The following is a 22,665-nucleotide window of genomic DNA, read 5'->3' on the forward strand; positions in this document are numbered from 1 at the left end:
ATGGCCCGCTTTCTCATCGTCGAAGCCCGCTTCTACGACCACCTGAACGACAAGCTGATCGCCGGCGCCAAGGCCGCCCTGAAGGCCGCCGGCCACCAGGCCGAAGTCATCACCGTGCCCGGCGCGCTGGAAATCCCGGCCGCCATCTCGCTGGCAGATGCCACCGGTGACTATGACGGCTATGTCGCGATCGGCGTCGTCATTCGCGGCGAGACGTATCACTTCGAAATCGTCGCCGGCGAATCCGCACGCGGTATCATGGCGCTGACGATGGACGGCATTCCGATCGGCAACGGCATCCTGACCGTCGAGAACGAGGAACAGGCACTCGTCCGCGCCGAACCGGGCCAGAAGGACAAGGGCGGCGAAGCGGCCAAGGCCGCCGTGGCGCTCTACGACCTCAAGGAAAAGTTCGCCTGATCTTTCGGATGTGAAATTCCGTCAGCCGAAAATAAAAATGCCCGCGATAAACGCGGGCATTTTTTGTTGGTGCGCCCGACGGGATTCGAACCCATGGCCCCCAGATTAGGAATCTGGTGCTCTATCCGGCTGAGCTACGGGCGCACTCGAGCGCGTCCTAGCTTGCAGTGCCGAACTTGGCAATCTGTTGAATGGGGCGATTCAATTGGCCTGTTCGGGCGGCAGCACCGGGAACGGCAGGGCGGCAACGGCGATGCCTTCCTCCATGAGTTCCTTGGCCTGCTCCACGCTCGCACGGCCATGGATCGATTCGCTGTCGCGCTCGCCATAATGCATGGCGCGGGCGTCCTCGACGAAGCTGTCACCGACAAAACGGCTCGATTTCAAGGCCTCGGCCTGCATGATCGCCAGCTTGTGCAGGGCCTCGACGGCCTGAGGCGGCAATTCCAGCGCCTGAGGCACCGAGGCTCTGCCCGCAGGTGGCGCCGGCACGGCCGCGGTCGAAGCAGGCGCCCGCGCCGGCTCGGCCCGCTGATTGCCCTTCCGGCCAAGGTGCGGCGCCTGGACGGCCTTGCCCACTTCGGCCGAGCCGCAATGAGGACAGGCGACCAGCCCATGCTCCTGCTGGCGCGCAAAATCTTCCGAGGATTTGAACCAGCCCTCGAAACGGTGGTGCGCGGAACGGCATTCGAGATCAAAGACGATGGGCATGCGGCCTATTTGGCGATCTCGCGGCGGTTGGCAAGGCTCGGCAGCTGTCCGCGGACTTCCGCGATCCGCGCGGGATCGATATCGACGAAACCCMGGCCGGCCATGTCACCGCCAAGGTCCAGCAGAACGTCTCCCCAGGGATCGATCGCCAACGAATGGCCATAAGTCTCGCGGCCGTCCTCATGATGGCCGACTTGCGCGGCGCTCAGCACGAAAGCGCTGGCTTCCACGGCGCGGGCGCGCTGCATGAGATGCCAGTGGGCGCGGCCCGTCGGCACCGTGAAGGCCGCAGGTATCGCCACGAGGTCGCAGCGTTCACGGCCAAGCGCTTCGAACAATGCGGGGAAGCGCACATCGTAGCAGATCGCCAGACCAAGCCGGCCCAGCGGCGTTTCCACCGTCACTACCCGCTCGCCGGGCGCATAGGCGTTCGATTCGCGCCAGGATTCGCCGGTCGCAAGATCCACGTCGAACATGTGGATCTTGTCGTACCGCGCGCGGACTTCGCCGCTGTCGTCGATCACGAAGGCGCGATTGGCATACCGCCGTTCCGGCGTATCGCGGTCAGGACGCACGGCCAGGGAGCCGAGATGAACCCAGATCCCTTCGCGCGCAGCCGCCTCGCGCGCCGCGGCCAGAACGAGATCATCGGCCTCGCCGACGATGTTCGCCGCCGCCCTCTCCCGCTTGCGATCGAGCAGGCCGGACATCTCGGGCGTGAACAGCATCGCCGCACCCCCCGCCTTCGCCTCGCGAATGGCGGAAACGATGGCGGCGGCGTTGGCCTCGGGATCGATGCCCGAAGTCATCTGGAACAGCGCAGCGCGGCCCATGGCGGTCAGAGACCGAGGACGGGGTCGAGCTTGCCCGCCCGGTTTAAGGCGTCGATATCGTCGAACCCGCCATAAGGCTTGCCGTCCACCAGCACTTGCGGAACGGTTCGGGCACCCGGCACGCGTTCGAGCATTTCGTCGCGCTTGGGCCCGCCCATCGTAATATCGTATTCCTCATAGGGAACGCCCTTATCGTCCAGCAGCGACTTGGCCATGACGCAGTAGGGGCAGCCCCACTTGGTATAGATTTCCACCTTCGGCTGGCTCATCGAATTCTTCCTTTTCGTCTCTTGGCGACCGGGCCGCTGCACCTGGGCAAGCCCACGTTCCGAAGGCCGCCGGACGGGGCCTTGAAACAGGGGGCGGCTACCATATCTAGGAATTCAAGTCATGGCCCGCCAAGGGCATGGCTTGAAAACGGGGCGCCGGGAGGTCCGGGCCCCGACGAAACGAAGATTGCTCATTGGAGGATTTTTGTCATGAACCGTATCGATTTCTCGCCCTATCGCCGTACCATGGTCGGCTTCGACCGCCTGTTCGACATGATCGAAAACCAGGGCCGCGCGAACCCGGGCGACAAGTACCCCCCCTTCAACATCGAACGCCGCGGCCCGGATGCCTATCGCATCACCTTGGCCGTCGCGGGTTTCAAGCCGGCGGACATCGATATCACCGCACAGGCCAATCTGCTGGTCGTCAAGGGCCACAAGCCCGATGAAGCGGCGGACAGCGAAATGCTGCATGTCGGCATCGCCCAGCGCGGTTTCGAGCGCCGGTTCGAGCTGGCCGACTACGTTCGCGTCGACGGCGCGGACCTTGCCGACGGTCTGCTGGTCATCGACCTCCTGCGCGAAGTGCCGGAAGCGATGAAGCCCAAGAAGATCGCCATCGGCGGCCATACGCTGACCGTGGTGGACGGCAGTGCAGGCGACGATTCCGCCGCCGCCTGAACAGTTCGATAATTTGCAGATCGGGGCGGCCTGGGATATCCGGGCCGCCCTTTTTGACGTCCGATTGCAACCCTCGCATCGCTTCCGGGAAAAAGAGCGATGGACAGCACCGACCCAGCACTTAAGCCGCAGACTTTGCTGAGTTGAAGGCTGCCGCGCTCCATGATCTCTATCCTGTTGATCGTCCTGCCGATCTTCGCGCTGACTTTCGTGGGCTGGCTGGCGCGGCGGGTGGGCATCTTCAGCCCCCAGTCGACGACCGAACTGAACCGTTTCGTGGTCTATCTCGCGCTCCCGGCGCTCCTGTTCGACATTGTCGCCAAGGCGCAACTGGCGGACATCTGGCAGCCGGGCTTCCTTGCCGTTTTCGGGCTGAGCACGTTTTTCTTCTTCGCCGCGACGGTGGCCGTCAGCCGGCTGACCGGAGCGCCGATCGGCAACGCCGCGATCCACGGCCTGAATGGCGCCTACTCGAACACGGCCTTCCTCGGCTTCCCCCTTCTGTTGGCGACCCTTGGCCCCGGATCGCAGGCGCTGACCCTGATCGCCACGATCAACACCGTCTGCGTACTGTTCGCCGTCGCCATCGTGCTGATCGAGTTCGGCAACCAGTCGGGCGGCCGCCCTCTGACGATCCTCCTGCGCGTCCTCCAGGCCCTGTTTCGCAATCCCCTGGTCCTGGCCCCGCTGCTGGGCGCGGCGGTAATGGCCAGCGGCGTCGGCGTCGCAGCGCCCCTCGACGCCTTTCTCAAGCTGCTGGGATCGGCCGCCAGCCCCTGCGCGCTCGTTTGCCTCGGCATGTTCCTGGCGGAACCGCGCGAAACGGAAGCCGGGGGAACCGGAAAGACCGCCCTTCTCGTGGCGCTCAAGCTGTTCTTCTATCCGGCCCTGACGCTGGTTCTGGCTCTCTGGGTGTTCCCGCTCACCAAGCCGCTTCGCGACGCCGCCGTGCTCCTGGCGGCCCTGCCGACCGGCACGGGGCCGTTCATGCTCGCGGAGTTCCATCGCCGCGAAGGCGCGCTGACGGCCAAGGTCATTCTCGTTTCCACCGTGCTGTCGGTCGGCACGATCACCGTGCTGCTCTCGGTGCTCGCCTGACGCAGGAGGCAGGAGGCAGGAGGCCGGAGCAGCCACCGCCGGTCCGAGCGAGAACCCGCGCAAACGAAAAGAGGCGGCCTCCTGCGAGACCGCCTCTTTAATTTCAACCCTGTCCGAAAATCAGACCAGTCGCGCCTGGCGCAAGGCCGCGGCGATGAAGCCTGCGAACAGCGGATGCGGCTCGAACGGGCGGGACTTGTATTCCGGATGGAACTGCACGCCCACGAAGAACGGGTGGTCCGGCCGCTCGACGATCTCGGGCAGCAGGCCGTCGGGCGACATGCCGGAGAAGATCAGGCCATCGCCTTCCAGCGTCTCGCGATACTGGGCATTGACCTCGTAACGGTGACGATGGCGCTCCGAAATCTCGGTGGCGTTGTAGATCGAGGCAACGTGACTGTTGGGCGAAAGCTCGGCCTTGTATGCGCCAAGGCGCATCGTGCCGCCAAGGTCGCCGCCTTCTGCGCGCTTTTCCAGGCCGTCCTTGCCCATCCACTCAGTGATGATGCCGACGACGGGATCTTCGGTCGGTCCGAACTCGGTCGAGTTGGCCTTCTCGACACCCGCGGAGCGGGCGCCTTCGATGCAGGCCATCTGCATGCCGAGGCAGATGCCGAAGAAGGGAACTTCGCGCTCGCGGGCGAAGCGCACCGATGCGATCTTGCCCTCGGTGCCGCGCTCGCCGAAGCCGCCCGGTACCAGGATGCCGTGCATCGGTTCGAGCGCCGCGGCGATCTCCGAATCTTCCTTCTCGAAGATTTCCGCATCGATCCAGTTGACGTTGACCTTCACGCGGTTGGCCATGCCGCCGTGAACGAGCGCTTCGTTCAGCGACTTGTAGGCATCCTGCAGACCTACGTACTTGCCAACGACACCGATGGTCACTTCACCCTCGGGGTGCTCGAAGCGGTCGGTAATGTCGTTCCAGCGCGACAGATCCGGCGCTTCCGACGCCATGCCGAAGTGATGGAGCACTTCGGCGTCGAGACCCTCGTGGTGGTACTGGAGCGGTACCGCGTAGATGTTCGGCGCGTCGAGCGCGGGGATCACCGCCTGCGGACGGACGTTGCAGAACAGCGCGATCTTGCGGCGCTCGCTCTCGGGCAGTTCCCGGTCGCAGCGGCACAGCAGGATGTCGGGCTGGATGCCGAGGCCGGTCAGCTCGCGCACGGAGTGCTGCGTCGGCTTGGTCTTCAGCTCGCCGGCCGCCGCGATATAGGGCACCAGCGTCACATGGACGAAGCAGGTCTGCTCGCGGCCCAGTTCGTTGCGCAGCTGGCGCAGCGCCTCGACGAAGGGCAGGCCCTCGATATCGCCGACGGTGCCGCCGATCTCGCAGAGAACGAAGTCGAGATCCTCGGTCTCCGTCATCGCGAAGTCCTTGATCGCGTCGGTGACGTGCGGGATCACCTGGACGGTGGCGCCCAAGTAGTCGCCGCGGCGCTCCTTGGCGATGATGTCCTGGTAGATACGACCCGAGGTGATGTTGTCGGCCTGGCGCGCCGAAACGCCGGTGTAGCGTTCGTAGTGGCCCAGATCGAGGTCCGTCTCCGCGCCATCGTCGGTGACGTAGACTTCGCCGTGCTGATACGGGCTCATCGTGCCCGGATCGACGTTCAGATAGGGATCGAACTTGCGGATGCGGACGCGATAACCGCGTGCCTGCAAGAGAGCCGCGAGGCTCGCCGCCATGAGACCTTTGCCGAGCGAGGAGACCACGCCGCCGGTGATAAAAATATGCCGCGCCATGGGAGTCGGCCCTTAAATTGCATGGGGGCACGAGCGCAAGAGCGCTGTGCCTGAATCCACAGTTCAAAACGAATGAAATGCCGCCTGCCAGAGCCAGACGGCATTCCTGTTACGATGATGCGCCGGGGTGAACCCTGCTGATCGGACCGTTTTACTGGCCGGCAGCACCCGAAAGCGGATCATTGGCCGGTGCGGTTCCAGCAGGCGCAGTCCCGGCAGGAGCAGGGCTGGCGCCGTTTGCCGGAGCGGCAGCCGGGGCAGCTGCGCCGGCGAGCGGATCGGCCGGCTGCGCGGGCGCGGCCGGAGCCGTCTCGCGCTGAAGCGAAGTATCGATGTCGCGGCCAGTGGTCTCATTGACCGCCAGTGCCGCCAGCACGATCGAAAGGATCACGAAGATCGCCGCAAGAATGCCGGTTGCACGGGTCATGAAGTTGGCCGCACCGCGCGCCGACATGATGCCCGAAGGGCTACCGCCGCCGACACCGAGACCGCCGCCTTCCGACTTCTGCATCAGGATGATCCCGACGAGCAGGAGCGCGACAATCGCCTGGACAACGGTCAGGAAGGTGAACAGCATCTTGCGTTTTTCTCAGTCTTCTGTGGGGACGCTTCCAGCGGAAGCCGTGCCCTCGTCTCAAGCCGCGCAGATAGGCGCTCGCGGCCTTCTGTGCAAGTCATCAGCCGAACCGTCGCCACAAAGCGCGCGATCCGGCCGAAATCGGAAAGTCAGTCGTTGCCCAGCGAGGCTGCGGCACCGACGATCGCCAGGAAGCTCTCGGCGCTCAGGCTGGCACCGCCGACCAGCGCTCCGCCCACGTCGGGCACGGAGAGCAGTTCGCCGGCGTTCTCCGCCTTTACCGAGCCGCCGTAGAGAATGCGCACGTCCGCCCCGCCCTCACCGTAGATGGCAACGAGCTTGGCGCGGATCGCCGCGTGCATGGCGGCCACGTCCTCGATCGAGGGCACGCGTCCGGTGCCGATCGCCCAGACCGGCTCGTAGGCCAGCGAGAGCTTCTCGGGCAGGCCGTCAATGGCCGGAGCCGAGCCCTCGATCTGCGCGGCGACCACGGATTCGGCATCGCCTGCATCGCGCTGGGCTTCGGTTTCGCCTACGCAGAGAATCACCGCGAGGCCCGCGGCGAGCGCCGCCTCGGCCTTGGCCTTCACGTCGCCATCGCGCTCACCGTGAAGCGTGCGGCGCTCCGAGTGGCCGACGATCGTGAAGTCCGCGCCTGCATCCTTGAGCATGGGGGCAGAGATATCGCCGGTGAAGGCACCGCTGTCTTCCGCGCGGCAATCCTGCCCGCCGACACCGATCAGTTCGACGGCATCGCGGACGCGGTAGAGCAGCGTCGCCGGCGGTGCGACCGCCACCTGCACCTTCGGAAAGCGTGCGGCAGCCCGGTCGATCGCGCGCGCCTCATTGAGCATCGCACGCGTGCCGTTCATTTTCCAGTTACCGACGATGTAAGGCAGACCAGCCATGTTATTGGGAAACCTTGATTTCAGAGCGCGCAGAGTGCCCGGAAGGCCCGCTGGGAGCGGGAATCACAAGCCGCGCTTTCGGGGCGCTGCTAGTGCACGGAGGGCTCACTTGTCAAAATCCGTGCATTCCCGGTTCAGTCGCAACCGCGGATGGAAGCCACGATTTCCCGAGTCGCGAGCGCCTTATCGAACGTCGCCATTGCAGGATGACACAAGCCACCCTAAAGCCTGCCCCGTTTCGCGCGGTGGCAAGGCCATCGCGCTCCGATTGAACCCAATTTACACGCTGATCGGCACGGTACATGCTCTCACTCTTCCGAAACCTCCTGAAGTCCAAGATCGGTGCCGGCATTGCCCTGGCGGTGCTGGTGCTCATCACGCTGGCCTTCGTCGGCGGCGACCTGACCGGCCTGGGCGATTCCACCGGGATCACCGCGGGCAAGTCCGTCGCCACTGTCGGCAAGGACGAGGTCGAGGAGAACGAACTGGGCCTGGCCGCCAAGTCCGCGCTTTCGCGGGTGCAGGCCCAGGATCCGACGATGACCATGAAGGTCCTCATCGCCCAGGGCGGCCTGGAGCAGGTCCTCGACGAACTGATCGATCGCACCGCGACCGCGTTCTTCGGCAAGAAGATCGGCGTCGTCGCCGGTGACCGCCTGATCGACAGCGAGATCGCCCGAATTCCCGCCTTCCAGGGCGTGGACGGCAAGTTCGACCAGGCAACCTTCCGCCAGCTTCTCGGCCAGCAGGGTCTTTCGGAAAAGTCGCTTCGCGAAGACATCGCACAGGGCCTGATCGCGCAGCAGCTCATGCTCCCCGCCCAGTTCGGCACCTCGATGTCGACGTTCGCGGCCAAGCGCTATGCGGCCCTGCTCGACGAGAACCGCGCCGGTTCGGTCGTCGCCCTTCCCTCGCAGCTGTTCTTCCCTGCGAAAGAGCCGAACGACGCCGATCTCCAGGCCTTCTACAAGAGCCACACCAACGCCTTCATCCGTCCCGAACGCCGCGTGATCCGCTATGCCACCTTCGGCGAGGACGCGGTCAAGGCGATCCCCGCTCCCACGGACGCGGATATCGCCAAGCGCTACCAGGCGGACAAGTCGATCTACGCCGCGCAGGACAATCGCAAGATCACCCAGCTGATCGTTCCGACCGAAGCCGCGGCCAAGGCCGTCGCCGCCGAAGTCGCGGGCGGCAAGACGCTCGAAGCCGCTGCCCAGGAAAAGGGACTTTCCGCCGCCAAGCTTGAATTCTTCAGCAAGGACCAGCTCTCCAGCCAGTTCTCGCCGGCCGTTGCCGACGCCGTGTTTGCAGCCCCTGTCGGCAAGCTCACGGCGCCGCAGAAAAGCGCTCTCGGCTGGCACCTGATCCGCGTCGAGGACGAGCAGAAGAAGCCTGAGCGCCCCCTCACCGCCGTCAAGGACGAGATCGCCGCCAAGCTGAGCACCGAAAAGAAGCAGGCCGCTTTCACCGACCTGCTCGCCAAGATCGAGGACGAATTCGCCAATGGCGCCAGCCTCGTCGAAGTCGCCAAGTCGCTTGGCGCCTCTGTCGAGACGACGGCACCGGTCACCGCAAACGGCCAGATCTACGGCAAGCCCGGTGAGACCGCGCCTGCCCTGCTGCAGCCGGTGCTGAAGACCGCCTTCGGCATGGACCAGGAAAAGCCGCAGACCGCGCAAGTTGGCAAGGACGGCAACCAGGTCGCGGCCGAGCGCAACTTCATCGTCTACGACGTCACCGACATCACGCCTTCCGCGCCGGCTCCCTACAAGGAGATCGTCGGCGACGTGAAGGCCGCCTGGGCGCTCGACAAGGGCGGGGCTGCTGCCAAGGCCGCCGCGCTCCAGATCCAGACGCAGATCCGCCAGGGCAAGACCGTCGAACAGGCCGTTGCCGCTGCAGGCAAGCAATTGCCCGTCGAGCAGGTCTCGATGTCGCGCGCCACGCTGACTGCAGCGCTGCGCTCGGGCCGCCAGGTGCCGCCGCCGGTCTCGCTGATGTTCCACATGGCCAAGGGCACCGTGAAGGTGCAGTCGGCCGGACAGGATCGCGGCTGGTTCGTCGTCGTCCTCAAGGACGTCGTGCCCGGCAAGGTCGAATCGCCCCAGCTCGTCGAAGGCACCCAGCGAGAGCTGGGCGGCCAGATGGGCCAGGCCTATACCGACGCGCTCGGCAAGGCGATCCGCAAGGAAGTGGGCGTGACCAAGCACGACAAGGCCATCAAGGCCGTGCGCGACCAGCTCGCCGGCACCGCCAGCGCCGAATAAGGCCAATCAGATGAAGACCGGGGTCATGGAACGCGAATCGGATCGCCTTGCGGCATTGGCGCAGCTCTCCAAGGGCAAGCCGGCACTGCTCTGGCGCAAGCTCGTGGCCGATACCGAAACCCCGGTCGCCGTCGCGCTCAAGCTCTTCGAGGAAGGCCGCGGCGACTTTCTGCTCGAATCGGTCGAAGGCGGCGAGACGCGCGGGCGCTACAGCCTGATCGGCCTCGATCCCGACCTGGTGTTCCGCGCCGAAGGCCAGGGCTGCGAGATCAACCGCGACTGGCAGAACGACCGCGAGGCTTTCGCGCCGCTGGCCGGCGAGACGCTGGTGGAACTGCGTGCGCTGGTCGAAAGCTGCCGCTTCGACGTTCCTGCCGCGCTTCCGCCCGCCCTCGCCTGCCTTGTCGGCTATTTCGGCTACGAGACCATCGGCCTTGTCGAAAAGCTGCCGCGCGCGCCGCAAAGCGCGCTCGCCTTGCCCGACATGCTGTTCGTGCGCCCTTCGCTGATACTGGTGTTCGACCGCCTGAGCGACGAACTCTTCTGCGTCGCCCCGCTCTGGCCGGAAGCCGGCACGCCGGAGCGCCTGGTCGAACTGGCCGCCGAGCGCATCGACGAAGCCTTGCGCAAGCTGGCCGCGCCCGCCCCGGTCCTGCCCAGCGCGAGCGATCTTCCCGAGCCCGTCCAGACCCCGGTCATGTCCGCGTCCGACTACGAAGCCATGGTTCTCAAGGCCAAGGACTACATCGAGGCGGGCGACATCTTCCAGGTCGTGCTGGCGCAGCGTTTCACCTGCGAATTCACCCTGCCTCCGCTGGCGCTCTACCGCTCGCTGCGCCGCGTGAACCCGTCGCCCTTCCTCTATTTCCTCGACATGCCCGGCTTCGCGCTGATCGGCTCGAGCCCGGAAATCCTCGTCCGCGTCCGCGAGGGCGAAGTGACGATCCGTCCCATCGCGGGCACCCGTCCGCGCGGCAAGACGGCCTCGGAAGACAAGGCCAACGAAGTCAGCCTGCTTGCCGATCCCAAGGAACGGGCCGAGCACCTCATGCTGCTCGACCTCGGCCGCAACGACGTCGGCCGCGTGGCGGCTGCCGGCACCGTCGAAGTGACCGACAGCTACACGATCGAACGCTACAGCCACGTCATGCACATCGTCTCGAACGTGGTGGGCAAGCTCGACACGGCCAGGCACGATGCCATCGACGCCGTCTTCGCAGGCTTCCCGGCAGGCACCGTTTCCGGGGCGCCCAAGGTTCGCGCCTGCGAGGTCATCGCCGAGCTGGAGCCGGAAACGCGCGGCGCCTATGCCGGCGGCGTCGGCTATTTTGCCCCGGACGGTTCGGTCGATTCCTGCATCGTGCTGCGCACCGGCGTGCTGAAAGACGGCATCCTTCACGTTCAGGCCGGCGCCGGCATCGTAGCCGACAGCGTCCCCGCCTACGAGCAGCGCGAGTGCGAGGCCAAGTCCGGCGCGCTCTTTGCCGCGGCCCGCGAAGCGGTTCGCGTCGCCGGTGAACCGGGCTTCGGGCAGTGAGCGGCGTAAAGGCCTTCCCGATCCCGGGGCTTCGGAACCTGGGTCTCCGGAACTTCGGCCTCAAGTCCGGGGCAGCAGCCTGCCGATGGTGACGCGCGCCGGCAGCATTGCCGCCTTCGCGCTCCTCGTCGCCGCCTGCTCATCCGACGCCGCCCCCGAGCCCAAGGTTTCCCCACCGCCTCCGTCCTGTGAAGGCGCGACGTTCGAAGGCGCAAGCTTCACGCATTGCCTGGCCGATCCTGCGCGCCATTCGATCCACATGGTGCTCGGCCCCAAGGGCGCTGCGCCCTATCGCAGCCTGTCGGAACTGGCGGCTAGCCGCCCCTCCGGCCGGCACGCGGTGGCCTTCGCGATGAACGGCGGCATGTTCGACGACAAGGGACAGCCCATCGGTTATTTCGTCGAGGAAGGCGAGCGGGGCCACAAGCTCAACACCAACGCGGGCTGGGGTAATTTCCACCTCCAGCCCAACGGCGTGTTTTATGGCGACGCGAAAGGACAATGGGCGATCCGAGCCACGGACGATTTCGCCAAGAGCGTCTCCAACCGGCCCGACTTCGGCACGCAGTCCGGACCGATGCTGGTGATCGGCGGCAAGCTTCACCCCAAGATCGACGCGGACGGCGAATCGAGGAAGCTGCGCAATGCCGTGGGCGTCGACCGGAAAGGCCGCGCGCATTTCGTGATTTCGGACGAGCCGGTGTCCTTCGGCAAGCTCGCCCGGCTGTTCCGCGACAAACTCGATTGCCCCAATGCGCTGTTTCTCGACGGCAGCGTATCCTCGCTCTGGGACCCCGAGCACGGGCGCGTGGACGGCGGACCTCCGCTCGGCCCCTTGATCGTCGTCGAGAAAGCGACGAAAGGCGTTAAATGATCCTCGTCATCGACAACTACGACAGCTTCACCTGGAACCTCGTCCATTACGTGATGGAACTTGGCGCCGAAGTCGAAGTCGTCCGTAACGACGCGCTCTCCGCCGCGCAGGCCATCGACAGCGGCGCCCAGGGTTTCCTGCTGTCGCCTGGCCCCTGCACGCCTAACGAGGCAGGCATCAGCCTCGACCTCGTGGGCGCCGCTGCCGATGCCGGCAAGCCCCTGCTCGGTGTCTGTCTGGGCCACCAGTCAATCGGCCAGTACTTCGGCGGCAAAGTGGTTCGCGGCGGGCTGATGCACGGCAAGACCTCGCCGGTGACTCATGACGATACCGGCGTTTTCGCAGGCATTCCCTCACCTTTCACGGCGACCCGCTATCACTCGCTGATCGTCGAGGACATTCCTGAAGCGCTCAAGGTCAACGCCCGCTCGGACGATGGCCATGTCATGGGCTTCCGCCATGCCGATCTGCCTATCCATGGCGTGCAGTTCCATCCGGAAAGCATCGCCACCCAGCATGGCCATGCGATGCTGGCCAATTACCTGAGGCTCTGCGGGATCGACGCCCGGCTGCCCGCACGGATCGCAGCGTGACCTTGCAGATGACCTTGCCCGACCCGCTCCATCCCATCGAGGAAGCCGAAGCCGAGCACGCTTTCGGGCTGATCCTCGACGGCAAGGTCGATGACGATTCGATCGTCCGCTTCCTCATCGCCCTCACCGAACGGGGCGAGACTTCAGGCGAAATCGCCGGTGCCGCCCGGGCGATGCGCGCGCGCATGATCCCGATCTCGGCGCCCGCCAACGCCATCGACGTCTGCGGCACGGGCGGTGACGGCCATCACACGCTCAATGTCTCGACCGCGGTATCGCTGGTGGTTGCCGCCTGCGGCGTGCCCGTCGCCAAGCACGGCAACCGCGCCGCCAGTTCCAAGGCCGGCGCAGCCGATACGCTCGAAGCGCTGGGGCTCAATCTCGATCGCGCCGCGGAAACGGCTGAGGAAACGCTCGGCGACCTCGGCATCTGCTTCCTCTTCGCTGCCCGGCATCACCCGGCGATGGGGCGGATCATGCCGATCCGCAAGGCCATCGGCCGCCGTACGATCTTCAACCTGATGGGGCCGCTGGCAAACCCTGCAAACGTCACGCGCCAGCTCGTCGGCATTGCGCGACCAGCCTATGTGCCGATCTATGCCGAGGCATTGATGCACCTGGGCAGCACGCATTCTTTCGTCATTTCCGGCGACGAGGGCCTGGACGAACTCAGCCTCGCCGGCGGCAACGAAGTCGCCGAGATCAAGGACGGCGAGCTTTCGATGCGCCGCGTCTCCCCTGAGGATGTAGGGCTGCCCATCTCTCCTGTCGGGGCGATACGCGGCGGCGATGCGGCGCATAATGCCGATGCCCTGCGGCGACTGCTGCTCGGCGAGCATGGCGCCTATCGCGACGCCGTCCTGCTCAATGCCGCGGGCGCCCTCATCGTTGCCGGTGAGGTCGAGACCTGGCGGGAAGGCGTGGAAGAGGCTGCCGAGGCTATCGACAAGGGCTTGGCCAACGCCCTGCTCAATTGCTGGATTTCCGCGCTTCGGGCTTGAGGCGCTGCGTGTTTTCGAGGGTACCGATGTCCGACAAGCTTACCGAGATCTGCGACACCAAGCGCATTGAAGTGCAAACGCGCAAGGGTTTCGCGACGCTGGATGACCTGGACGCCCGGTCCCGCGAACAGAGCGCACCTCGCGGCTTCGAGGCGGCCCTGCGCCGGAAGGCGGAGACCGAATTCGCCTTGATCGCGGAGATCAAGAAAGCTTCGCCTTCCAAGGGTTTGATCCGGCCTGATTTTCGCCCCACCGAACATGCCATCGCTTATGAGCGCGGCGGTGCGGCCTGCCTCTCGGTGCTGACCGACGCGCCCTACTTCCAGGGCCATGAAGATTTCCTCGTCGAGGCCCGGGCCGCCTGCTCGCTTCCGGTGATCCGCAAGGATTTCATGATCGATCCCTGGCAGGTCGCAGAGGCGCGCTCGATCGGCGCCGACGCGATCCTGATCATCGTCGCCGCGCTGGACGACGTGCTTATGGCCGAAATCGAGGCTGCGGCGCGTGAGCGCGGGATGGACTGCCTGGTCGAAGTCCACAACGAAGACGAGATGGAGCGGGCGAGCCGCCTCAAGTCGCGCCTCATTGGCGTGAACAACCGCGATCTCAAGCGGTTCGCGACCGATATTTCGACGACGGAACGCCTCGCCCCGCTGGCGCCCGCCGGCACCCTGCTCGTGAGCGAAAGCGGCATCAACACTCACGCCGATCTGGAACGGCTGTCGGCTTGCGGCGCCCGTACTTTCCTCGTTGGCGAGAGCCTGATGCGTCAGGCGGATGTCCAAGCGGCAACCCGCCAGCTCCTCTTCGCAGATTGAGGATAGCCCGCGCTTGAGCAAGTCCCTTACTCACATCGATGCGGAAGGCTCGGCCCGCATGGTCGACGTTGGCGCCAAGGCCGCGACCCGCAGGGTCGCCGTGGCGTCCGGACGGATCACGATGAGCGCCTCGGCCCTGGAAGCGATCCGCGCCGGCAATGCACCGAAAGGCGACGTGCTGGGAACGGCGCGCATCGCGGGGATCATGGCCGCCAAGAAGACGGCGGACCTCATCCCGATGTGCCACCCCCTCACGCTCGACGCCGTAAACCTGGATTTCACGTTCGAGGACAGCGCCGTGCTGGCCGTGGGCACTGCATCGCTGAGCGGCAAGACCGGGGTGGAAATGGAAGCCATTACAGCGGTTTCCGTGGCTCTGCTTACAATTTACGACATGGCCAAGGCGCTCGACAAGGGCATGGTCATCGGTGACATTCGCCTGATCGAAAAGCGTGGCGGCAAATCGGGCGACTGGCGGTTTGAGACATCGCCGCGATGATCCCGCCGATCGCTCTGGAAGAGGCACAGGCCCGTCTGCTTGCGCTGGTCGAGCCGCGGCCCGTCGAGCACGTCGACATCGACGGTGCGCTGGGTCGCTATCTCGCGGCCCCCTTGCTGGCACGCCGGGTCCAGCCCGCCGCCGACATCTCCGCCATGGACGGTTATGCCGTAAGCGAAGGGGACCTGTCCGGACCCTGGCAGTTGATCGGTGAAAGCGCGGCAGGACGGCCCTTCGGTGCAGCCGTCGATCCGGGCCAAGCCGTGCGGATATCCACCGGCGCCCTGTTGCCCGACAATGCGCGGGCCGTGATCCTGCAGGAGGATGTCGACCGTGAGGGCGATCGCCTCGCCCTCACGGGAGAGGCGCCCTCACCAGGCCACAAGCACGTCCGCTTCCGCGGCATGGATTTCGCCGATGGAGCGCCGCTGCTGGCCGCCGGGGCACTGATCGGGCCGGCACAGGCCGGTCTTGCCATTTCGGCGGGCCACCGACATCTCGCCGTCCGCCGCCGCCCCCGGCTCACCGTGATCGATAGCGGCGATGAATTGTCCGGCGATCCCGAATGCTGCGCAGCCCATCAGATACCCGCCAGCAACGGCGCCATGCTGACCGCTCTAGCGCGTAGCGTTCCCGTCGATGCAAATCGAAATGGACCAATCCCCGACGATCTGGACGCTCTGGTCGCCGCCTTCGACGCGGCCGCCGATGCCGACGTGATCGTGACGAGCGGGGGAGCGTCAGTGGGCGATCACGACCTTCTCCGGCCGGCACTGGAAAAATGGGGCGCCGAAATCGACTTCTGGCGCGTCGCGATCAAACCCGGCAAGCCGCTCATGGTCGCGACACGGCAGACGGCAGGGCGTCGTCAACTGGTGATCGGGCTTCCCGGCAATCCCGTGTCCAGCCTGGTGACCGCATATTTCTTCGTTCTCCCCGTATTGCGCGCGTTTCTGGGCGCCGCGCAGCCCTTACCCCGCGCGATTGCCACCCGGCTTTCGGCACCTTTGAGGACGGGGGGTGCGCGCCGCGAATTCCTGCGGGGATCCTGGGATGGTGAGGCGGTCCATGCCCTCTCGCTACAGGATAGCGGCGCCTTGTCCTCGCTTGCCGCCAGCAATGTCCTGATCGACCGGTCGGCGCATGCCCTCGCCGCTGATCGCGGTGATCCCGTTCAGGTGTTCTTGCTCCAAAATGGCGGTATTGCTTGACGATACCCTATTCGTTGCATAATTGTTCCCTCATTGTTCGCAGACAAGTTCCCTGAACGACACATCAAGTCAGCCGGGGCCGGTTCGTCGGGCGATTCAGGCCAAGTGCCACAGAACACATGAGGCTAAGCAGATGTTGACGCGCAAGCAGCACGAATTGCTCCGGTTCATCCAGGTCCGGCTTGAAGAAAGCGGCATTTCCCCCAGCTTCGAGGAAATGAAGGAAGCGCTCGATCTCAAGTCGAAGTCGGGCGTCCATCGGTTGATTTCCGCGCTGGAGGAACGTGGCTTCATCCGCCGCCTTCCCAACCGTGCCCGCGCTCTCGAAGTGCTCCGCCAGCCCGAAGACGCCACGAGCAAGCCGGCCAAGACCGCGGCTGCGGTATCGGCGGCGCGTGGCGGCAACGCCGCACCGTCCCGTCCGGCGGCGGTCGCCAGGCCCGCCAACGATGTGATCGAAATCCCCCTTCATGGTCGTATTGCCGCGGGCGTGCCGATCGAGGCCCTGGAAGGCCAGTCCTCGCTGCCGGTGCCTGCGGCCCTGCTCGGTGCAGGCGATCACTATGCGCTGGAAGTCTCGGGCGACTCGATGGTCGATGCCGGCATTCTCGACGGAGATTTCGCACTCGTAAAGCGGACCACCACGGCCAGGGATGGCGAGATCGTCGTCGCCCTTGTCCGGGGCGAGGAAGCGACGCTCAAGTATCTGCGCCGGGAAGATGGCATGGTGCGCCTCGATCCCGCGAACGCCGCTTACGAACCGCAGATCTACGGACCTGACGAAGTAGAAGTCCAGGGCAAGCTGGCAGGTCTGCTGCGCCGCTATCATTGATCCGTTTCAGGAGGGCGCCCTGTTCGCCCTCCTCAGGCCAGCGGTCGCTAATACCATCCCTTGCGTTCGATCATGGCCGGCGTAGCGGGTTTCCACCAGCCATGGTTTCCTTGCCCCTCCGCCACGGTCGTCACACTGCGGCTTGCAAGATCGATAGTCAGCCCGCCCGTTCGATCCAGCATCTGGCGATCAACTTTGAGCCACTTCGGCCGGCAGGTCCTCGGCAGGCGGCGCTCGGCAATCACCACGTCGGCCCACCTGCACGCCTCGGCCAGTTGCATCTCGGGGACGATGGCCCTCCCCCGCGCGATCAACACATGCCGAGCCCCCTGGCCGTGACGTAGCTCGACGGCGCAGAAGTCCGCGTTGCATCGCGTTCCGGGCGCCGTCTGCGCATTGACCGGGACCTCTCGCGTCCCGGCAACTTCCATGAGGTTGTCCAGGGCGTAGTTCCCGGAACCGGCGCGGAGCATCACGAGCCGATGGCTCTCGGGATCGATCCAGCCCACATGGCGGCCATCGCCCGAAACCATCATGTCCGGAACCGGAATGAGCATCAAGCCGAAGAAACCGGCAGCTATAGGCAAAATCCCCCATAGCCGGATGCGACTGTCCCAAAGGCCCAGCCAGAGCCCTCCAGCAACAAACAACGCAAAATGCCACCCACTCATCGTGGGCATCACCCGAACGGCTCCCGGTTCCGCGGCTATGAAGCGGGCGATGGCCAGCAGGGCGTCGATAGCGTGGTTCGCCAGCCACCACACCGGACCTCCAAGCCCAACCACATCGAGCAGGAGCGCCAGGGCGACGAAAGGCATGATGACCAGCGTCGTCAAAGGGATCGCGATCACATTGGCGACAGAACCATAGAGGCCGGCACGATGGAAATGGAACAGGGCGATGGGCATCAACGCCAATTCGATCACAATGCCGGTGATCAGGATCATCGTGAGGTGGCGCATGACCTTGAAAGGCCAGGCCTCTTCCCGGGGTGCCAACCAGCGCTTCAGCGGCTCTGCATTGCCGAGTGCCACCAAAACCATCACCGCCGCGAAGCTCATCTGGAAGCTGGGACCGACGACCGACTCGGGCCAGATGAGCAGCACGATGACAGCCGCCACCGCCAGCAAGCGCATGGACAGCGCTTCACGGCCCCATGCCATGGCAGCGAGAACGAGCAGAGCGCCCAGGAAAGCGCGCATGGTAGGAACCTGCGAGCCGCTCAACAGCGTGTAACCCAGCCCCGCGGCCGCGCCGCATGTTGCGGCCAGTATCGGCAGGCGGACCCTCAGGGCCAGTGCCGGGAAAAGGGCCAGAAGGCGCAATACGACGAAATAGACGCAGCCGATCACGGCACTCACGTGAAGTCCGCTGATCGACAGAAGGTGGRCCAGGCCCGCATCGCGCATGGCCTGGGCATCATCCTGGCCGATCGCGCCCATGTCTCCGGTCGTCAGCGCTGCCGCGATACCGCCCGGCGACCCTGCGAGACGCATCGTTATATGACGGGACAACGCGGCACGCTGGTCGGCGAGCCAATCGCCTCCACGCCCGAGCGATATCACTTCGACCGGCGATGTAATCGAGCCCGTGGCTGCCAGGCCCGAAAACCAGGCCCCGCGCGCAAAATCGTATCCACCAGGGAACATGGGTGATGCCGGAGGGGTAAGCCGGCCGCGGAACCTAATGACCGCACCGGTGCTCAGCGGCTGTTCCCGCAGCGCGGTCGGCAGGTTGACCCGGACTTTGATGGACCGCCCGCTTCGTGGCTCTCGCAACGCCAGTGTCAGCCGATCTCGCTGCAGCGCCGGCTGCTCTTCGAGCGACAGCACCCGGGCCGTGAAGATGCCCGCCATGGTCCGCTCTATGGCCGGTTGCCCGACGATTTCCGACCGGGTCCAGATCGATAGGCACCCTGCCAGGACGACCAGCGATAGCGAAAGGATCGCCTGTCTGATATAAGGGAACCGAGCCGAGCCCACGTGCCAGTTCAATGCGAATAATGCAATCGCGACGCATACTACGCAAAGGGCTACCCATGTCGCTGCAGACGACAGGAAAAACCAAGCAATTGCGCCAGTTCCAAAGGCCACGGCCAGCCACGGCGCTCTGGTGAAACTGCAGTTCGAAAGAAAACACTCGACACCCGCCAAACCGCTCGACAAGTGGCTCTTGCTGATCCATGGGCGATGCTGCAATGCAGCGCCTCCGGCTAAAACCGGACGCTCGAAATCAACCGTCGTGGCGGCGTGGCTGGCCATGACGAGCATAGGACAGGAAGGTTATTAGAATGGCAAGCGGCAGTGCATCGAGCGGAGCGGTGGCAAGCAAGGCCGTCGTCACGCGCTTTGCCCCCTCGCCCACGGGTTATCTCCATATCGGAGGCGCTCGTACCGCACTCTTCAACTGGCTCTTCGCCCGTCACCACGGCGGCAAGTATCTGCTTCGCATCGAGGACACCGACCGCGCGCGCTCGACCGAGCCGGCGATCGAGGCGATCTTCGACGGACTGACCTGGCTCGGCCTCGATGGCGACGAACCGGCGGTGTTCCAGTTCGCCCGTTCGGACCGCCATGCTGAAGTGGCCGCCGATCTGTTGGCTAACGGCCACGCCTATCGCTGCTACCTCACGACCGAGGAACTCGCCGAACGCCGCCAGAAGGCACAGGAAGAACGCCGCCCGTTCCGCATCGACAGCGAATGGCGCGATGCCGATCCCTCGACCTGGCCCGCCGACAAGTCCTACGTCGTGCGCGTCAAGGCGCCGCGTGACGGCGAGACGACGATCACCGATCTGGTCCAGGGCGAAGTCACCGTTCGGAACGAGGAAATCGACGATTTCGTCATCCTGCGCTCCGACGGTACGCCGACCTACATGCTGGCCGTCGTCGTGGACGACAACGACATGGGCGTTACCCATGTCCTGCGCGGTGACGACCACCTCAACAACGCCTTCCGCCAGCTCGTGATCATCCACGGCATGGGCTGGGAAGTGCCGGTCTACGGCCATGTGCCGCTGATCCACGGTTCGGACGGCGCCAAGCTTTCCAAGCGTCACGGCGCTCTTGGCGTCGATGCCTATCGCGACGAGATGGGCGTCCTGCCGGAAGCGCTGTTCAACTATCTGCTGCGTCTTGGCTGGGGCCACGGCGATGAAGAATTCATCGGCCGCGAACAGGCCGTGAAGTGGTTCGACATGGCCGACGTCGGCAAGTCGCCCTCGCGCTTCGATCTCGCGAAGCTCCAGAATCTCAATGGCCACTACTTGCGTGAGGCGAATGACGCCCGCCTGGCGGAACTGGTCCTGCCGCGCCTGGTCCAGGCCGGCTACGAACACACCGACCTTGCCCTGCTTGCGCAGGCGATGCCGGTACTGAAGGTCCGTGCAAAGGACCTCAACGAACTTGCAGAAGGCGCGGCCTTCCTGTTTGCCAAGCGTCCGCTCGCGTTCAGCGAGAAGGCGCAGGCGCTGTTGACGGACGAGGCGCGGGGGCGCCTTGCCGCCATTCACGAGCGTCTTTCCAGCGAGCCCGAATGGCTCCTGGAGGCACTGGAAGCCAACCTGAAGGCAATGGCCGAGGATCTGGGATTGGGCCTCGGCAAGCTCGCGCAACCCTTGCGGGCGGCCCTGACTGGTCAAACGACCTCTCCGGGTATTTTCGACGTATTGGTTCTGCTCGGCCGGGACGAAAGCCTCGCACGCATTGGCGCGCAGGCGGACGCCGCGACCGGGTCGCACATATAAGGAGTAAGAACTGGTGGGTGATCAGGTCAAACTGAATGCTGGTGGCACGGAATTCGACTACCCCGTACTGAAGGGCAGTGTCGGCCCGGATGTCATCGATATCCGCAAGCTCTACGCCCAGACGGGCAAGTTCACGTACGATCCCGGCTTCACGTCGACGGCCAGCTGCGAAAGCGCGCTGACCTATATCGACGGCGACGAAGGCGTGCTGCTCCATCGCGGCTACCCGATCGGCCAGCTGGCTGAAAATTCGTCGTTCATGGAAACCAGCTATTTGCTGCTCAATGGCGAACTGCCGAGCGCCGACGAGCTGGCAACCTTCGAAAACACCATCACGCGCCACACGATGCTCCACGAGCAGCTGGCGAACTTCTACCGCGGCTTCCGCCGTGACGCCCACCCGATGGCGATCATGTGCGGCGTCGTCGGCGCGCTCTCGGCGTTCTATCACGACTCGACCGACATCTCGGACCCCGAGCACCGCAAGATCAGCTCGCACCGCCTGATCGCCAAGATGCCGACCATTGCGGCAGCGGCCTACAAGTATTCGGTCGGCCAGCCCTTCGTCTATCCTGACAACAAGCTGAGCTACACCGGCAACTTCCTGCGCATGACCTTCGGCGTGCCTGCGGAAGAGTATGAAGTGATCCCGGCCGTCGAAAAGGCCATGGACCGCATCTTCATCCTGCACGCCGACCACGAGCAGAACGCCTCGACCTCGACCGTGCGCCTTGCCGGTTCGTCGGGCGCCAACCCGTTCGCATGCATCGCGGCCGGTATCGCCTGCCTCTGGGGTCCTGCGCATGGCGGCGCGAACGAAGCCGCGCTCAACATGCTCAAGGAAATCGGCACGCCGGACAAGATCCCGCACTACATCGAGCGTGCGAAGGACAAGAACGATCCGTTCCGCCTGATGGGCTTCGGTCACCGCGTCTACAAGAACTACGATCCCCGCGCCACGGTCATGCAGAAGACCGTTCGCGAGGTGTTCGACGCGCTGAAGGTCACCGACCCGCTCTTCGAGACTGCCCTGCGCCTCGAAGAAATCGCGCTCAACGATCCGTACTTCGTCGAGAAGAAGCTGTTCCCGAACGTCGACTTCTACTCGGGCATCATTCTCTCGGCCATCGGCTTCCCGACCACGATGTTCACGGCGCTCTTCGCCCTCGCCCGCACCGTGGGCTGGGTGGCGCAATGGAACGAAATGATCTCCGATCCCGGCCAGAAGATCGGCCGCCCGCGTCAACTCTACACCGGCCCGACGCAGCGCGATTTCGTGCCGATCGGCCAGCGCTGAGCCCGTTGCTCGCAAGAGCGACCAAGGCAATGCACCGATAACAGGAAGGCCCTCGCGCAAGCGGGGGCCTTTCTTTTTGTGCGCGCGCATTCAGGCAGCCTGCCGGCGCGGCACCTGGTTAAGGCCCGCTATGTACAAGTGCTTGATATGAGAGAGGCCAAGCGATAGCTTTCAGGGCAGCAACAAAGCATTGGCTACGGGGGCGTTAGCAGATGATCCTCAGTGCTTTCCGGCCGGATTCCATGTTTTTCCTGAGCTTGGCGGGGGTTTTCCCGGCTCGAGATCCACGAACCGGGGCTGTAGAAGCCGAAGGCATGGGTCAAACGCCTGCTCGCCCCCGGCCGAAGCTCGGATCGATGCCGGTCCACCGACTTGCCGGGCACCAGGAACGTGACCGCGGTTACCGGAGCTTTCCCGTTTCACGCCCTAAGATAGCCGCGCAAACCCGGCCTTTTCACAAGATAAAACAGGAGGAATTGTAATGTCATTCCTCAGGCTTCTTGCCTTTGTCATAGGACTGTTCGGCATCGCCGTCGGCCTGCTCTGGGTCGGCCAAGGGACGGGGATCATCTCGTGGCCGAGCGACAGCATGATGCTGGATGATCGCTCCTGGGCCGTGCGCGGCGCGGTCATGGCGGCGGTGGGCGTCATCCTGCTGTGGCTGGCGCGTCGCGGCAAGGATGCCAACGATCACCGCTTGTGAAGGGAGCGCCTGTGAAGGAGACGCCTGTGAACAGGCGCC

22 protein-coding genes and 1 tRNA gene are annotated in these 22,665 nt (G+C 64.9%); 15 read left to right on the top strand and 8 right to left on the bottom strand.

Going from position 1 to position 22,665, the window contains the following annotated elements:
• Entirely contained in the window at positions 1–420 is a 420-nt protein-coding gene (gene ribH, locus AB4Z00_RS08055; RefSeq protein ID WP_132262629.1) for a 6,7-dimethyl-8-ribityllumazine synthase, read from the top strand.
• A gap of 67 nt (positions 421–487) precedes the next feature.
• Here ribH and AB4Z00_RS08060 read toward each other — a convergent pair.
• The 4 genes from AB4Z00_RS08060 to grxC form a co-directional block, all read right to left on the bottom strand.
• A tRNA-Arg gene (locus AB4Z00_RS08060) sits at positions 488–564 on the bottom strand.
• Positions 565–621: 57 nt separating this feature from the next.
• Complete coding sequence (locus tag AB4Z00_RS08065) at positions 622–1,131, bottom strand: DUF1178 family protein (RefSeq protein WP_442045571.1); 510 nt, start codon at positions 1,129–1,131, stop codon at positions 622–624.
• A gap of 5 nt (positions 1,132–1,136) precedes the next feature.
• Positions 1,137–1,964: a carbon-nitrogen hydrolase family protein gene (locus AB4Z00_RS08070; RefSeq protein WP_442045572.1), complete on the bottom strand. Its 828-nt coding sequence runs from the start codon at positions 1,962–1,964 to the stop codon at positions 1,137–1,139.
• Between the two features lie 5 nt (positions 1,965–1,969).
• Positions 1,970–2,233 carry a glutaredoxin 3 gene (gene grxC / locus AB4Z00_RS08075; RefSeq protein ID WP_132262623.1) on the bottom strand — a complete coding sequence of 88 codons (264 nt, stop codon included), beginning with the start codon at positions 2,231–2,233 and terminating at the stop codon, positions 1,970–1,972.
• 210 nt (positions 2,234–2,443) lie between these two features.
• On the opposite strand from grxC, the gene AB4Z00_RS08080 reads away from it, so the two are divergent.
• Together AB4Z00_RS08080 and AB4Z00_RS08085 are read left to right on the top strand one after the other, a co-directional pair.
• Complete coding sequence (locus tag AB4Z00_RS08080; RefSeq protein WP_132262622.1) at positions 2,444–2,914, top strand: Hsp20 family protein; 471 nt, start codon at positions 2,444–2,446, stop codon at positions 2,912–2,914.
• Positions 2,915–3,076: 162 nt separating this feature from the next.
• Positions 3,077–4,012 carry an AEC family transporter gene (locus tag AB4Z00_RS08085; protein WP_442045573.1) on the top strand — a complete coding sequence of 312 codons (936 nt, stop codon included), beginning with the start codon at positions 3,077–3,079 and terminating at the stop codon, positions 4,010–4,012.
• A 120-nt stretch (positions 4,013–4,132) separates the two neighbouring features.
• Here AB4Z00_RS08085 and AB4Z00_RS08090 read toward each other — a convergent pair whose 3' ends face one another.
• The 3 genes from AB4Z00_RS08090 to tpiA all read right to left on the bottom strand — a co-directional run bounded on the left by AB4Z00_RS08090 (position 4,133) and on the right by tpiA (position 7,246).
• Positions 4,133–5,761 carry a CTP synthase gene (locus AB4Z00_RS08090; RefSeq protein WP_132262618.1) on the bottom strand — a complete coding sequence of 543 codons (1,629 nt, stop codon included), beginning with the start codon at positions 5,759–5,761 and terminating at the stop codon, positions 4,133–4,135.
• A gap of 151 nt (positions 5,762–5,912) precedes the next feature.
• On the bottom strand, positions 5,913–6,335 hold the full coding sequence (gene secG, locus AB4Z00_RS08095; RefSeq protein ID WP_132264079.1) for a preprotein translocase subunit SecG: 423 nt from the start codon (positions 6,333–6,335) through the stop codon (positions 5,913–5,915).
• A 152-nt stretch (positions 6,336–6,487) separates the two neighbouring features.
• On the bottom strand, positions 6,488–7,246 hold the full coding sequence (tpiA, locus tag AB4Z00_RS08100; protein ID WP_132262616.1) for a triose-phosphate isomerase: 759 nt from the start codon (positions 7,244–7,246) through the stop codon (positions 6,488–6,490).
• 302 nt (positions 7,247–7,548) lie between these two features.
• Between tpiA and AB4Z00_RS08105 the strand changes: the two genes are divergently transcribed.
• The 9 genes from AB4Z00_RS08105 to lexA all read left to right on the top strand — a co-directional run bounded on the left by AB4Z00_RS08105 (position 7,549) and on the right by lexA (position 16,881).
• Complete coding sequence (locus tag AB4Z00_RS08105) at positions 7,549–9,516, top strand: SurA N-terminal domain-containing protein (RefSeq protein ID WP_442045574.1); 1,968 nt, start codon at positions 7,549–7,551, stop codon at positions 9,514–9,516.
• 25 nt (positions 9,517–9,541) lie between these two features.
• On the top strand, positions 9,542–11,053 hold the full coding sequence (locus AB4Z00_RS08110; RefSeq protein WP_134092848.1) for an anthranilate synthase component I family protein: 1,512 nt from the start codon (positions 9,542–9,544) through the stop codon (positions 11,051–11,053).
• A gap of 85 nt (positions 11,054–11,138) precedes the next feature.
• Positions 11,139–11,927 (top strand): phosphodiester glycosidase family protein, encoded by a 789-nt coding sequence (locus AB4Z00_RS08115; RefSeq protein ID WP_134092847.1) that lies wholly within the window; start codon positions 11,139–11,141, stop codon positions 11,925–11,927.
• A complete protein-coding gene (locus AB4Z00_RS08120) occupies positions 11,924–12,520 on the top strand; it encodes an anthranilate synthase component II (protein ID WP_442045575.1) in 597 nt (198 codons plus the stop codon). The genes AB4Z00_RS08115 and AB4Z00_RS08120 overlap by 4 nt, the downstream gene beginning before the upstream one ends.
• A gap of 8 nt (positions 12,521–12,528) precedes the next feature.
• Positions 12,529–13,521 (top strand): anthranilate phosphoribosyltransferase, encoded by a 993-nt coding sequence (gene trpD, locus AB4Z00_RS08125; protein WP_132264077.1) that lies wholly within the window; start codon positions 12,529–12,531, stop codon positions 13,519–13,521.
• A gap of 26 nt (positions 13,522–13,547) precedes the next feature.
• A complete protein-coding gene (gene trpC / locus AB4Z00_RS08130; RefSeq protein WP_442045576.1) occupies positions 13,548–14,339 on the top strand; it encodes an indole-3-glycerol phosphate synthase TrpC in 792 nt (263 codons plus the stop codon).
• 13 nt (positions 14,340–14,352) lie between these two features.
• Positions 14,353–14,838, top strand: coding sequence for a cyclic pyranopterin monophosphate synthase MoaC (moaC, locus tag AB4Z00_RS08135; RefSeq protein WP_442045577.1), 486 nt, complete (start codon positions 14,353–14,355; stop codon positions 14,836–14,838).
• Positions 14,835–16,049 carry a molybdopterin molybdotransferase MoeA gene (locus AB4Z00_RS08140; protein WP_442045578.1) on the top strand — a complete coding sequence of 405 codons (1,215 nt, stop codon included), beginning with the start codon at positions 14,835–14,837 and terminating at the stop codon, positions 16,047–16,049. Before moaC ends, AB4Z00_RS08140 begins: the two co-directional genes overlap by 4 nt.
• Before the next feature lie 133 nt (positions 16,050–16,182).
• Positions 16,183–16,881 carry a transcriptional repressor LexA gene (gene lexA, locus AB4Z00_RS08145; RefSeq protein WP_442045579.1) on the top strand — a complete coding sequence of 233 codons (699 nt, stop codon included), beginning with the start codon at positions 16,183–16,185 and terminating at the stop codon, positions 16,879–16,881.
• Positions 16,882–16,928: 47 nt separating this feature from the next.
• On the opposite strand, the gene AB4Z00_RS08150 is transcribed toward lexA, so the two are convergent.
• Positions 16,929–19,151 (bottom strand): ComEC/Rec2 family competence protein, encoded by a 2,223-nt coding sequence (locus tag AB4Z00_RS08150; RefSeq protein ID WP_442045580.1) that lies wholly within the window; start codon positions 19,149–19,151, stop codon positions 16,929–16,931.
• A 20-nt stretch (positions 19,152–19,171) separates the two neighbouring features.
• On the opposite strand from AB4Z00_RS08150, the gene gltX reads away from it, so the two are divergent.
• The 3 genes from gltX (at position 19,172) to AB4Z00_RS08165 (ending at position 22,626) form a co-directional block, all read left to right on the top strand.
• Complete coding sequence (gltX, locus tag AB4Z00_RS08155; protein ID WP_442045581.1) at positions 19,172–20,626, top strand: glutamate--tRNA ligase; 1,455 nt, start codon at positions 19,172–19,174, stop codon at positions 20,624–20,626.
• 13 nt (positions 20,627–20,639) lie between these two features.
• Positions 20,640–21,923, top strand: coding sequence for a citrate synthase (locus tag AB4Z00_RS08160; RefSeq protein WP_134092841.1), 1,284 nt, complete (start codon positions 20,640–20,642; stop codon positions 21,921–21,923).
• 481 nt (positions 21,924–22,404) lie between these two features.
• Positions 22,405–22,626 (top strand): hypothetical protein, encoded by a 222-nt coding sequence (locus AB4Z00_RS08165; RefSeq protein WP_314468875.1) that lies wholly within the window; start codon positions 22,405–22,407, stop codon positions 22,624–22,626.
• The last annotated feature ends 39 nt before the right edge of the window (positions 22,627–22,665 follow it).

Source organism: Novosphingobium sp. YAF33, assembly GCF_052113265.1.
Taxonomy (GTDB): domain Bacteria; phylum Pseudomonadota; class Alphaproteobacteria; order Sphingomonadales; family Sphingomonadaceae; genus Novosphingobium.

Coding starts and splice junctions, on each gene's coding strand:
- trpC (WP_442045576.1), top strand. CDS start 13,548: ATGTCCGACAAGCTTACCGAGATCTGCGACACCAAGCGCATTGAAGTG.
- grxC (WP_132262623.1), bottom strand. CDS start 2,233: ATGAGCCAGCCGAAGGTGGAAATCTATACCAAGTGGGGCTGCCCCTAC.
- AB4Z00_RS08115 (WP_134092847.1), top strand. CDS start 11,139: ATGGTGACGCGCGCCGGCAGCATTGCCGCCTTCGCGCTCCTCGTCGCC.
- lexA (WP_442045579.1), top strand. CDS start 16,183: ATGTTGACGCGCAAGCAGCACGAATTGCTCCGGTTCATCCAGGTCCGG.
- AB4Z00_RS08165 (WP_314468875.1), top strand. CDS start 22,405: ATGTCATTCCTCAGGCTTCTTGCCTTTGTCATAGGACTGTTCGGCATC.
- gltX (WP_442045581.1), top strand. CDS start 19,172: ATGGCAAGCGGCAGTGCATCGAGCGGAGCGGTGGCAAGCAAGGCCGTC.
- trpD (WP_132264077.1), top strand. CDS start 12,529: ATGACCTTGCCCGACCCGCTCCATCCCATCGAGGAAGCCGAAGCCGAG.
- AB4Z00_RS08080 (WP_132262622.1), top strand. CDS start 2,444: ATGAACCGTATCGATTTCTCGCCCTATCGCCGTACCATGGTCGGCTTC.
- AB4Z00_RS08110 (WP_134092848.1), top strand. CDS start 9,542: ATGGAACGCGAATCGGATCGCCTTGCGGCATTGGCGCAGCTCTCCAAG.
- AB4Z00_RS08065 (WP_442045571.1), bottom strand. CDS start 1,131: ATGCCCATCGTCTTTGATCTCGAATGCCGTTCCGCGCACCACCGTTTC.
- AB4Z00_RS08105 (WP_442045574.1), top strand. CDS start 7,549: ATGCTCTCACTCTTCCGAAACCTCCTGAAGTCCAAGATCGGTGCCGGC.
- AB4Z00_RS08140 (WP_442045578.1), top strand. CDS start 14,835: ATGATCCCGCCGATCGCTCTGGAAGAGGCACAGGCCCGTCTGCTTGCG.
- ribH (WP_132262629.1), top strand. CDS start 1: ATGGCCCGCTTTCTCATCGTCGAAGCCCGCTTCTACGACCACCTGAAC.
- AB4Z00_RS08120 (WP_442045575.1), top strand. CDS start 11,924: ATGATCCTCGTCATCGACAACTACGACAGCTTCACCTGGAACCTCGTC.
- AB4Z00_RS08085 (WP_442045573.1), top strand. CDS start 3,077: ATGATCTCTATCCTGTTGATCGTCCTGCCGATCTTCGCGCTGACTTTC.
- tpiA (WP_132262616.1), bottom strand. CDS start 7,246: ATGGCTGGTCTGCCTTACATCGTCGGTAACTGGAAAATGAACGGCACG.
- AB4Z00_RS08090 (WP_132262618.1), bottom strand. CDS start 5,761: ATGGCGCGGCATATTTTTATCACCGGCGGCGTGGTCTCCTCGCTCGGC.